We start from the raw sequence: 11631 nt of genomic DNA, 5'->3' as shown, positions 1-11631 counted from the left end.
CGAATAACGCCACCGGCGTTATCCGCCGCTGCGCTGGCGTTTCATGGCGGATAACCGCAAGCGGTTATTCGCCCTACGCGGCCTCGAAGCCCACCCGTTTCATGGTGGGTAATCGCACGCGGTTATTCATCCCACACGGCCTTGGAACCCATCCGTTTCACGGTGGATAACCGCACGCGGTCATGCGCCCTGCGCGGGCTCGGAGTCCGGCCCAGGCGATGTTCGGGGTTGGACGCCGTAGCCGAATGCCCGGCGCAATCCGGCGATCGCCTGTTGCCGATCCATGCCGCGCACGGCCGGTGGATCGGCGCGTTCGCAGAATTCGCGCCAGACGAACAGGGTCAGCTCGGCGCCATCGGTAAGGGGTTCGGCGGTCGGCATGCCGAACTGCTGGAGCGTCCGGTAGCGCGTGTCCTCCCAGAACAGTTCCTCGACCCAGTCGTACAGTGGAATCAGGTGGAAATGCACCGGCAGGCCGGGCATGTGGCCGTAGCGGCCGACATAGATGCGTCGCGGCCGCAGCAGCGCGTCCATTTCGCGCTCGACCCTGGCCAGCAGCGGCCCGAATTCGGCGAGGGCCTGTTCCGGCAACTGGTGGAAGGCCGTCGCCGGTTGCCGCGAGCCGAGCATGCAGTAGCCGGGCAGGGCCGAGTCGATCCGCTGGTTCAGCGTCCAGTGGCGGGTCTGGTGGATGATCAGCTCGGGCGGGATATGCATGGGGCGGCGCTCCGCAGATGGGGCGCCCACTGTAACCCGTCGTCAGGGAAGATCCAGCCCGGTCTTGCGCCGTTTCATTTCGTCGATGCGTTGTCGCAGCGCCAGGCGCTGGGCTTCCGGCTTGGCCAGCCACCAGTCGCGCACCGCCGAGTTGTCGTAGCGCGTCAGCCAGGCGGGGAAGCGCGCCATCTGCGCTTGCGGAAAGTCGTTGGCGCGGCCGCGCAGGTAGTGATCGAAGAAACCCAGCACCAGGGTATTGGGAGCCTGGATGAGGATTTCCGTCGGTGCCGAGCCGAGCAGCCCGTCGCGCAGCGGCCGGCGGATGAACAGCGGATTGTCGGTAAGCCCGGCATGGGCCGAATCGCGCAGTACCAGGCGATGAATGTCCTGGCGCTGGCCGGCGTGCTCGAAGCGTTCGTAGGAAAAGTCGTTGAAGCTTCTTGGGCGGGCCGGCGGTTCGATGCCGAACAGCCGGTAGAAGTTGCCAAGGTCGGCGTGCAGCATCAGCAGCGGTGCCGGGAAATCGCTATCGAAGGGCGCGAAGTCGAAGTCGCCGCCGTCGAGGTTGACGGCCGCCGCGCAGCGTCGGTCGACCATGCAGACCGCGCCGGTGGTCGAGCCGCCGAAGGACATGCCCATCTCGCCGGTGTGCGCGAAGTCGCTGGCGGCCACCAGGTCGGCGACCCTGTCCGGGACCTCGCCGGCCTGCAGGCGGTCATGGACGAACAGGCGGTCGGCCAGCCATACCGGCGCGCTGAGGTTGACGGCGCGGTTGGCCGGGGCGGGCAGGTCGAGGGCGGTGTGCAACTGGCCGTCGAGGCGCTGGTCGAGATCGTCGCTGACATAGCCCTGGCGCATGGCCTGCGGCAAGCCGTCGTGGGCGGCCCGGCGCAGGTGTTCGACCAGCCCGGGGTCCATGGGCAGCAGCGTGCCGTCGGGCAGGCGGGTCGGCGACGCGTCGCCGCTGTGCTGGATGGCGTAGACCGCGTAGCCGTGGCTGGCCAGCTCTTCCATCAGGGTCCAGTTGCCACCGGCGAAGGCGCTGTAGCCGTGGCTGTAGAACACCACCGGCAGGCGAGCGGAGTCGTCGCGCAGTGGGGCGTCCGGATAGGAATTGGTGCGCAGGTGCTTGAGGTAGGCGAGCAACGGCGGAAAGCCGAGTATTTCACCGAAGCCCCGCGCGGTGCTGCGCGCCTCGCCTGGGTCGAAATAGTGACGCGGCGCGGCGCCGGCGATCGGGCGTGCCGGGTACCAGGCGCGTACCAGCAGGCGCCGCGGCTGCCCGGCCGGGGCGCCGAGCAGGCCGGGCCGGCTGGGGTCGTCCAGTTCGAAATCGCGCACGCCGACCGCATAGGGGCCGCTCGGCGCCGGCAGCGGCGCGACCGGGAACAGGTACAGCGCGGCGATTGCCAGCAGCACCAGCAGGCCGTATAGCGAACCGGTCCGGAACGGCAGGCCGCGCACGGGCTTCCGGCGCAGGCAGGCGCCGAGCAGCAGGGAGAAACCGGCGAAGGCGCCGACGCCGGCTTGCCAGCGGTCGTCCCATGCAGCGTACAGGCCGGCGCCGAGCGCCAGCGTCGAGGCGAGCGCCAGCAGGCCACGGCGGCCGGGCAGGGCGGGTATCCACCAGGCGAGCAGGGCCGCCAGCAGGGTCGCGACCAGCAGCAGGTCGACAGCGGTCATGGTGCTTCGCTCCTCGTTTCCACGGGGCGCGTCGGTTGGCTCGGCCAGAACGCCGCCAGCGCCAGCAGCAGACCGACCAGCGCGTAGGGGGCGCGGCTGTCCAATTGGTGGAGCAGCGCGCCGAGCAGCGGCCCGCTGATCAGGCCGAAGCCATGTACGGCCACCAGGGTGCCGGCGGCGGCACCCTGTTCCTCGGCGCGCACGGCATTGGCGTTGAGCGCCGAGACTGCCGGGAACACCCAACCCATGCCCGCCGCGGCGACGAAGAAGGCCAGCCAGAGCAGCGGCGGCGAGTCGGCGAAGCACACGGCGGCGAAACCGATGGCGGCGACCAGCCCGCCGACCCGGATCAGTCGCGGCGGTGGCCAGTCCAGGCGGCGCACCAGGAGCTGGGCCAGGATCAGCGCGACGCCCACGGCGGTCAGGGCGATGCCGGCCACCCGCGCGGCGTCGGCGGAATCCAGGCGCAGCCGGTCGAGGGCGAAGAAGCCCACGGTGATCTGCGCCACGGTGACGCTGAACATCGCCACGAAGCCCACCGCCAGCGGCCGCCGCAGGCGGCGGTCGCCGATCGCCAGGGCGGCGCCGCGGTTCGGCTGGCGACGCTCCTCGCGCGGCAGCCAGCGCCAGAGCGCCAGCAGGGCGACCAGGGGCAGCGCGCCGGTGACCAGCAACGGCAGGACCAACCCGTGAGTCGCCAGCAGTCCGGCCAGCCCCGGCCCGATCACCATGCCTATCGCGCTGGCCGCGCCGAGTCCGGCCAGCGCCGCGGCGCGTCGTTGCGCCTCGACGTGATCGGCCACCAGTGCCGCCGTGCAGGCTGGCACCGCGGCGTAGAAACCGCCGGCGAGGCCGCGCAGGAGAACGATACCGGCGAAGGCGAGCAGGGTCGGCAACGTCCAGTGCAAGGCGAGCACGATGAACAGGCAGAGCGAGGCGTAGGAGAGGGCGAAGCCGGCCAGCCCGCCGAGCAGTATCCGCCGTCGCCCATGCCGGTCGCTGGCGATGCCCCAGGGCCGCGCCGCGAGCATCCAGGCGATGCCGCCGACGGTCACCGCGGCGCCGGCCTGCCAGGGCGCCAGGCCGAGCTTGCGGGCGAGCGGGCCGACCAGGGCGACGAAGGACATCACCGCGAGGGTGCAGACGAAGGTCTCGAACATCAGCGGACGCAGGTCCAGGGTGTTGGTGGAGGGCGGCGGGGTGGTCATCTCAGGGGTTCCTTCGGGTTCGCGGCAGGCGCAGCCAGACCCAGCCGACCAGCACCAGCGGAGTGCCCAGGGCGAGCCAGGAGAGCAGGTCGTAGAGGCCGTCGCCGAGCAGCGCCGAGAGCAGCCCGAAGAGGCCGAGCAGGGCCAGTAGCAGGGGCCAGCGGAAGATCATCCAGAGACCGCGCCTCATGCCTTGCCCTCCGTCGCCAGGCTGCCGTCCGGCAGTTCCGCCAGGCGCTTCTCCAATGGCGTCTTGCGTCGGCCGAGCCAGAGGTAGAGACCGCTGGCGAGGATGACGATGCTGACGAGGTCGAGCAGCGCCCAGACGATCTTCAGCGGCATGCCGCCGTAGTCGCCGAAGTGCAGCGGCTGCGACAGCAGGAGCGTCTTCACGTACAGCGGCATCTCGCGCATGTCGGTGAGTTCGCCGCTCTGCGCGTCGATCAGTGCCGGCTTCAGCAGGCGCTCGGTGAGCGGCGTGTTGCCGCGCATGAACACCGCATAGTGATGCTGGCTGCTGAACTGGGTGCCGGGGAAGCCGACGAAGCTGACCTCCATGTCCGGCGCCGCCCGGCGTGCCGTGGCCAGGGCCGCGTCGAGCGAGCCGAGGCGCTGTAGCGGTGGCGCGTCCTTGTAGGGCGCGGTCATTTCCGCCAACTGCCCGCCTTGCCAGAGCATCAGGATCGGCAGGGCCAGGGTGTTGATCACCCCGGTCACGCCGACCACCAGTACCCAGGACAGGGTGACGATGCCCAGCAGGTTGTGCAGGTCCAGCCACTTCAGGCGACGGCTGCGTTCGGCGCGTACCGTGGCGAAGTCCAGCTTGCGCATGAACGGCGTGTATACCACCACCCCGGACACCAGCGAGGCCACCAGCAGCAGGCCCATCAGGCCGAGGAACAGGTAGCCGGGCAGGCCGAGGAACAGGTCGGTATGCAGCTTCAGCATCAGGTACATGAAGCCGCCCGGCGGCGGCAGCGCGTCGAAGAATTCCCCGGTGCGCGCGTCGAACGGTTGCATGTGACCGTTCTCCGGCGGCGGTACCAGGCTCGGCGCGCTGATCACCAGGCCCAGCGGGTCGTCCTTTTCGAATACCAGGAAGCGCACCACTTCGCCCGGCCGGGCGGCCAGGGCGCGGGCGATCACGTCGTCGTAGTCGATGCGCGGCGACTCGGCGGTGAGCGGCTCGAGCTGCGGATGCGGCTCGAAGTAGTGCTCGATCTCCTCGTGGAAGATCAGCGGCAACCCGGTGAGGCAGAGCATCAGCAGGAAGATCGTGGAGATCAGGCTGGTCCATTTGTGCACCAGGTACCAGGTGCGCAGGGTTTTCGCGGTCATTGGCTGGTCATCGGCGGTTTCTGGTTATGGTGGGGCGGACTCAGAAGTCCGCCGTGAGGGAAAGGGAAAGGGTGCGCGGCGAGCTGATCGACAGGTAGCCGTTGGCTGCGGTCCAGTAGTCCTTGCCCAGCGCGTTCTCCAGGTTGGCGCGCGCCACCAGCGGCTTGCCGGCGACCTGGAAGGCGTAGGCGGCGCCGAGGTCGACGCGGTTCCAGTGCGGCACGGCGAGGGCGTTGGCGCTGTCCACGTAGGCCGAGCCGGTGTAGATCCAGCGGCTGTCGAGGGTCAGTCCGTCGACGAATGGGGTGTCCCAGCTGACCCCCAGGTTGGCCTGGCGACGGGCCACGCCGGGCGCGTCCTTGCCTTCGCTGGCAGGGTCGCCGGTCTTGTTCTGCTCGGGCTTGATGTAGGTGGCGCCGGCCATCACCCGCACGCCGTCCAGCGGTTCGCCATAGAGGCTCAGCTCCACGCCGCGGTTGCGTTGCTCGCCGTCGGCGCGGAAGACGTTGCTGGCGTCGGTATAGGCGTTCGGTTTCCTGATCTCGAACAGCGCCAGGGTGGTGGTGAAGCCGCCCAGGTCGTACTTGGCGCCGATCTCGTATTGCTCGGCCTTGTACGGTGCCAGCACCTGGCCGGCGTTGGCCGCGGTCATCGGCGCCGCCTCGCCCTGGCTGAGGCCCTGGATGTAGTTGGCGTACAGCGACAGGTCCTGCAGCGGCTTGACCAGCACGCTGGCCATCGGCGTCCACACGTGCCGCTTGTCGTGGCTGGTGCGCGCGCCGCTGGTCTGGTCGTAGTTGCGCGACTCGATCTGCTGGCGGCGCACGCCCAGGGTGACCTGCACGCGATCCTCGAGGAACGACAGCCTGTCGGCCAGCGCCACGCCGCCGAGGTCGGTTTCATTGGTCTTCGGAATGCTCCCGTCGAGGCTGGAGAAGTCCGGCAGCGGCGTGTGCGGCGAGGTCTGGTAGAGGTTGCCCGGCTGCACCCCGGTGAAGGCGTAGACCATGCCCAGCCGTTCGTGCAGGCGGTTGGCGCTGAGCGTCCAGTCGTGGCGGAGCGGGCCGGTGTCGAAGTTGCCGCGCAGGCCGACCTCGGCGGAATAGGTGCGGCGGTCGCCGCGCTGGCGTGCCAGGCTGTTGACGATATCGCCCTGGTTGCCGACGAGGATGCTGTTGGCGGCGATGGTTTCGTAGTTGCTCTGGCGGCCGCCGATGCTGGCGAACGCCGTCAGGTTGTCGGCGAGGTCGTACTCGCCGCGGTTGACCATGGAGTAATCCTCCTGGTCCAGGTAGGAATCGCGCAGGCCGAAGCGTGTCTTCGAGTCCGGGGCGTGGGGGATGTGGGTGGTTCCCGGGCCGGTCAGCAGCGGGCGCACCACGCCTTCCAGGCTTTCCTTCTGGTACAGCAGGTCGCTGGACAGGCGCAGGCGCTCGCCACGGAAGTCCAGGCCCAGGGAGAGCATGGGAAACTCGCGGCTCTGATGGTCGACGGCGGTATCGCCGTTGCGGTAGACGCCGTTGAAGCGCACGCCGAAGGCGTTGTTCTCGCCGAAGCGCCGGCCGATGTCGAGGTGAGTGCCGAGCTGGCCGCGCTGGGTCCAGTCGACGCTGACGCGGGTCAGCGGCTGGTCGTCGGCGCGCTTGGGCACCAGGTTGATGGTGCCGCCGACGCTGCCGCCGGGGGAAATCCCGCCGAGCAGGGCGTTCGGTCCCTTGAGCACTTCCACGCGCTCGGCGAACTCGATCGGTACCCGCCAGAACGGCAGCAGGCCATAGAGGCCGTTGAAGGCGACGTCGGCGTTCTGCACGCTGAAGCCGCGAATCGTGTAGCTGTCCACCAGGTCGCCGCGCCCGCCGACCACCCGCACCGACGGATCGTTGGCCTGTAGCAGGTCGGCGACGCTGCGCGCCTGCTGCTGCTCGATGGTCCTGGCGGTGTAGCTGGTGATGCTGAATGGCGCATCCATCACGTCGGCGTTGCCCAGCATGCCCAGGCGCGCGCCACGGGCCACCTGGCCGCCGGCGTACTCGGCGGGCAGGGTCTCGGCACCGGCGGCCTGGGCGGTGATCAGCGAGGATTGCAGTTCCAGCGCGCCATCGGTGGCTGCCGGCACCAGGGTGTAGCTGCCATCGCTGCGCTGCTGCAACTCCAGGCCGCTGCCCAGCAGCAGGCGGTGCAGCGCCTCGACCGGCGCGTAGCGGCCGCGCAGGGCGGCGCTGCGGCGACCCTCGGTGAGCGCCGGGTCGAACGCCAGGGATACCCCGTTGTCGCTGGCGAAGGCCGACAGGGTACGGCCGAGCGGGCCGGGGGCGATGTCATAGCTGCGCGCCGAGCTGGCGGCGGGCGCCTCGGCGGCAAGCAGGGCGGGGGCCGCGCCGGCGAGGGCGAGGGTCATGGCGGCGGCGTGGATGGCCAGGGACAGCGAACGGGGGCGAAGCGTGCGTACGGGCATGTACAGGGTTCCTCGTGGTCTCTGCGGACCTTGGGTCGGGGCGGATTCCTCTACATGCCAGCCGAGAAGGAAAAAGGTCTCAGGTCGAGGCGGTTATTTTTCTGCGGAGCACGGTATGTCGATGGCAACGCCTGTTCCGGCGCAACGGCGGACGGCCTGCCGGGGTGGGCGCGAGGGGGCGGTTGCCACGGGGATGGCGGCCGCGCCGTCACGCCGGCACCAGGCTGATCCAGTAGTCGGTCACCCCGCGCACCTTCAGCGGATAGGTGGCCTGCAGCATGCCCAGCGTGCGCCGCAGGTCCAGCAGCGGATAGGCGCCCGACACCGCCAGCCTGGCCAGTTGCGGGTCGCAGCGCAGTAAGCCGCGACGGTAGCGGGCGAGTTCGGCGAGCACCTCGGCCAGCGGCATCCGGTCGGCCATCAGCATGCCGCGGGTCCAGGCGTCCGGCAGGCCGTCGAAGGCCAGCCGGCGCGCTTCGCCGTCGGCGCCCAGGCGCACCGACTCGCCGCTTTCCAGCCAGCGCCCGCGTCCGTGGAGCGGGCTCAGTTCGACCCGCCCGGCGAGTACCGCGACCCGGGTCGCGGCCATCTCCTGGCGTACGTTGAAGCGGGCGGCACCGGCATGCAGCCGCGCTTCGGCGGTGGCGACGCGGAACGGACGCGGGTCGGCGCGGCTATCGACGAAGATCTCGCCGCGCAGCAGGCGTACCAGCCGCTGGCTGGCGTCGAAGGCCAGGTCCACGGCGCTGTCGGTGTTCAGGGTCAGCAGGCTGCCGTCGGGCAGGGTCAGGCGGCGCTGTTCGCCGACGCCGGTGCGCTGGTCGGCCAGCCAGTCGCGCAACGGTTCGGCCTGCCAGGTGGCGAGCCCCAGCGAGGCGCCGCCGAGGACCAGGGCGAGGTGCTTGATCGCGCGCCGCCGGTCCAGCCCGTGCTCGCGGCCGAGGGTCGGCAGGGCCAGCGCCGGCGGCAGTCGGCCGAGGCATTGCAGCAGGCGCTCGGCGCGCTCCCAGGCATGGGCGTGCTGCGGGCTGCGCTGCCGCCACTGGGCGCAGGCCTGGCGCGTGTCGTCGGTGCAGCCGCTGTCCTGCAGGCGCACCAGCCACTCGGCGGCCTCGTCGAGGATCGGCGAGGGAATCCGGCCTTCGTCCGCGGCGTTCATTCCATCAGCTCCAGGCACTGGCGGAAGGCCTGCTGCATGTAGCGCTTGACCGAACCCAGGGACACGCCCAGGCGCTCGGCGATGGCTTCGTACTTCAGGCCTTCGATCTGCGCCAGGAGAAACGCCTGGCGGACCCTGTCCGGCAGGCTGCCGAGCAGGGCGTCTACTTCATGCAGGGTTTCCAGCACCATCAACCGCTGTTCCGGCGGCGGCGCGAGGTCTTCCGGGAGGTTGGCCAGGGCATCGAGGTAGGCGCGCTCCAGCGACTGGCGCTGGAACCAGTTGATCATCAGCCCCTTGGCGACGGTGGTCAGGTAGGCGCGCGGTTCGCGCGCATCCAGTACCCGGCGCGAGGCGAGCAGGCGGGCGAAGGTGTCCTGGGCCAGGTCGGCGGCGTTTTCCGCGCAGCCCAGGCGTCGCCGCAACCAGCCTTGCAGCCAGCCATGGTGGTCCTGGTAGAGATGGCTCACAGCGTCGTGCAGGGAGGCGTCGGCCGGCGGCATGGAGGGGATCGCTGTTGTAATTGAGAATGAGTCTCATACTACTTACAGCGAGGGCATGCCTACAAGTCCCCCGGATCGGCGGCGCAGCGCCTCAGGCGTTTTCCAGGCCGTACTGGAAGAAAGCCATGTCGGCCAGGCGCCCGGTGGGGTAGAGGAGCCCCTTGCGGGCGGTCTCCAGGCGCGGGAACGACAGCCTTTCTTCGCCGATCAGGCGGTGCAGCGCGGTGAGGGTCCCGCCGTTGACGCTCGTCAGGCCCCGGCGTGGATACAGCGCGCGACAGGCGGCCACGTAGTGGCGGTCGAGGGCGGGAAACTCGCCCCAGACGCCGAGCAGGATCTTGCTCTTCAGGGTGTCGGTCCAGCTCACCCGGCTGCTGAGGGCGTCCATCGACCCGAGTACCGTTTCCAGCAGCTTGCGGTTGTGCGCCAGGCGCGCGCCGTTGCCGGCGAAATCCACCAGGGACAGCTCGAAGAGTTCCGGTCCGGCACCGCTGAAGAGCTGCCGGGCCAGCGCTTTCATCAGGTCCAGGTTGCTGTTCTGCAGCAGTCCCGAGGAGCCACGGAACATGCCCCAGTTGGCCAGGTAGAAACCCAGGTGCAGGGCGGTGGTGTCGAGCTGTTCGGGGGCGGTCAGGTCGTCCCAGCTGCAACTGGGGTCCCAGACATACTCCCAGAGGTACTCCCAGGCCCTCAGGCGCGGGTATTCGTTGCCCGGGGCGGGCGCTAGGCTGGCGTAGTAGCGGTGGACATAGCGGGCGGCATCGAAAGCCATGCGTTCGTTCCCTGGCGGCTTGGAAAGACGGCATGGTAGAGCGTGTGATATCAAAAGGCCATATCACTGTTCGCAGGGGACGCCGTAGCGCCCCCGCGGAGCGGCCTCAGGTGTTATTGCAGCCCTTGGCGATGGAGTCCTCGTTGGAGGTGTACGGCCGCGAGGGTTCCAGGTTCCACTCGGGCTTGTTGCGGGCGACGTTGAAGTGGCAGACCAGTTGTCGGCGCATGCTGCCGATATTGCTGTCGCGGTTGTCCGGGTTGTCCTTCCATTCGCTGTCCAGGTAGTGGTCGACCACCAGTTCGTTGAAGAAATTGTTGGTCTGGTTGTCCTGGATCTTGCGCCCGCAATCGGTCGGTACCACTTCCAGGGTCATGATCTTCTTCCTGAAGCCCGGATCGTCGCGCTCCACCCAGGTGGCGCTTTCCACATAGCGCTCGCAGGCATTCTTCTCGCTGGTCGGGTAGATCGCCTGCTTACGCCCGTCGTAGGCGAACTGCGCGTCCTGCTGGCGGGTCTGCGGCAGTCGCATGTTGATGATCGGGAGGAATGCCTGGACCGACTGATACCACTGGATCTGGTTGAGCCGAGCGCCCTCCAGGCCGGCGTCCTCGGTGTAGAACGCGGCGAGGATCGACGGCGACTTCGGCGGGTTTTCCTCCCACTTGGCCAGGCGCAGTTCGTTCTGGGTGGTGAAGGATTCGTCGGCGATCTGCGCCATCGCCCGGATGCTCTGGTAGAAGGCCGGGCCGGCGGCGGTATTGCGCTCGTCGCGGACGTCGAAGGAGCACTGCCGCGAATGGTCGCCGCGGTTCTGCCGGTAGTTCGCCGCCCACTGCTCGGCGGTGCTGACGTTGATGTCCTGGCAGGACTTCTCGACGCTGTTCGGCGTGCGCCGCGAATCGGTGCAACCCTGCTGGGCGCGGTCGTCGGTGGCGGCGTCGATGGGGAAGGAACAGAGCACCGCATAGTCTTGGTGGTCCTTCGGATTACCGAAGATGGTGTCGAAGATGAAGCCACTCTTCAGGCCATAGGCGAGCTTGCGGTACTTGGCGTCCTTGCGCAGGTAGGAGGCGGAGACGCCGCCGCTTTTCTGGCTCTTCGGACTGATGCTGTAGAACATGTAGTCGGTCGAAGGCCAGGTGGCGCGGAACAGCACGCCGGAACAGAGGAATGCCGGCTTCGACGGTCCGCCGCAATCCTGGCGGGTGTCGTTGTACAACTGGTTGAGCCGGGCGACCACGTCGTTGCCCCGGTCGGCCTGGGCCGCGGGTGTCAGCGCCAGGCCGGCGGCGGCGAGAAGGTAGAGAAAGGTGGATCTGCTTCCGTTCATGGGATGGACTCCACGCAGGTTCGAAGGAGCGGGCCGGGGGCGGCCCGGTTGGTCCCGATGGGGACGAGCGCGACGGGCGGATCGCGGGGGATGAAGCGCTTGCGACGGCATGGCCGTCGGCGTTGGGACGTCAGTGGGACGTGGCGGCGCCAGTCTGCAAGCGGACGCTGTCGGGAATGCCGGGTGACCCCGGCGGGCGCTGGGCGGCGGGGGCCTGCCGAGCGCGTGGGGGAAGTCGCTCGAGGGAGGCGGTGAAGACCGCCGGCGGAGATACGAACAGGGTGGGTAGCGGGGCGGATACAGCGTCGATTCCGTTACGCATCGCAGGCCTCCTTTGCGCCGCGCCGATGGGCTTCCGTCTTACCGTTCGAGCCTAGAAGCGCGGGCCGCGCCGCTCCAGCGGCGGGGTGGCTAGCTAGCAAGGGGGATTAATGCATTCGCAACGGCGCTCGCTGCGATGCAC

The 11631-nt window shown here is 69.2% G+C and carries 10 protein-coding genes; all 10 read right to left on the bottom strand.

Going from position 1 to position 11631, the window contains the following annotated elements; genetic code table 11:
• Positions 1–180: 180 nt before the first annotated feature.
• The 10 genes from HMPREF2716_RS07560 to HMPREF2716_RS07515 all read right to left on the bottom strand — a co-directional run bounded on the left by HMPREF2716_RS07560 (position 181) and on the right by HMPREF2716_RS07515 (position 11168).
• The gene (locus HMPREF2716_RS07560; protein WP_023132077.1) at positions 181–717 is read right to left on the bottom strand and encodes an HIT family protein; all 537 of its coding nucleotides are present in this window, start codon (positions 715–717) and stop codon (positions 181–183) included.
• 42 nt (positions 718–759) lie between these two features.
• On the bottom strand, positions 760–2400 hold the full coding sequence (locus HMPREF2716_RS07555) for an alpha/beta hydrolase (RefSeq protein WP_070621850.1): 1641 nt from the start codon (positions 2398–2400) through the stop codon (positions 760–762).
• Positions 2397–3608, bottom strand: a complete 1212-nt coding sequence (locus HMPREF2716_RS07550) for an MFS transporter (protein ID WP_009877865.1) — start codon at positions 3606–3608, stop codon at positions 2397–2399. Before HMPREF2716_RS07550 ends, HMPREF2716_RS07555 begins: the two co-directional genes overlap by 4 nt.
• 1 nt (position 3609) lies before the next feature.
• Entirely contained in the window at positions 3610–3798 is a 189-nt protein-coding gene (locus tag HMPREF2716_RS07545) for a hypothetical protein (protein ID WP_003088166.1), read from the bottom strand.
• Complete coding sequence (locus HMPREF2716_RS07540; protein WP_003088170.1) at positions 3795–4946, bottom strand: PepSY-associated TM helix domain-containing protein; 1152 nt, start codon at positions 4944–4946, stop codon at positions 3795–3797. Before HMPREF2716_RS07540 ends, HMPREF2716_RS07545 begins: the two co-directional genes overlap by 4 nt.
• Positions 4947–4986: 40 nt before the next feature.
• Complete coding sequence (locus tag HMPREF2716_RS07535) at positions 4987–7401, bottom strand: TonB-dependent receptor (protein WP_070621849.1); 2415 nt, start codon at positions 7399–7401, stop codon at positions 4987–4989.
• 208 nt (positions 7402–7609) lie between these two features.
• The gene (locus HMPREF2716_RS07530) at positions 7610–8560 is read right to left on the bottom strand and encodes a FecR domain-containing protein (protein ID WP_004349338.1); all 951 of its coding nucleotides are present in this window, start codon (positions 8558–8560) and stop codon (positions 7610–7612) included.
• The gene (locus HMPREF2716_RS07525; protein WP_003088185.1) at positions 8557–9063 is read right to left on the bottom strand and encodes a sigma-70 family RNA polymerase sigma factor; all 507 of its coding nucleotides are present in this window, start codon (positions 9061–9063) and stop codon (positions 8557–8559) included. The genes HMPREF2716_RS07530 and HMPREF2716_RS07525 overlap by 4 nt, the downstream gene beginning before the upstream one ends.
• A gap of 91 nt (positions 9064–9154) precedes the next feature.
• A complete protein-coding gene (locus HMPREF2716_RS07520; RefSeq protein WP_003117377.1) occupies positions 9155–9835 on the bottom strand; it encodes a hypothetical protein in 681 nt (226 codons plus the stop codon).
• Between the two features lie 106 nt (positions 9836–9941).
• A complete protein-coding gene (locus tag HMPREF2716_RS07515; protein WP_003112111.1) occupies positions 9942–11168 on the bottom strand; it encodes a DUF2599 domain-containing protein in 1227 nt (408 codons plus the stop codon).
• Positions 11169–11631 lie beyond the last annotated feature (463 nt).

This window comes from Pseudomonas sp. HMSC076A11 (genome assembly GCF_001810205.1).
Taxonomy (GTDB): Bacteria; Pseudomonadota; Gammaproteobacteria; order Pseudomonadales; family Pseudomonadaceae; genus Pseudomonas; species Pseudomonas aeruginosa.
This window is presented reverse-complemented; position numbering and strand designations above follow the sequence as displayed.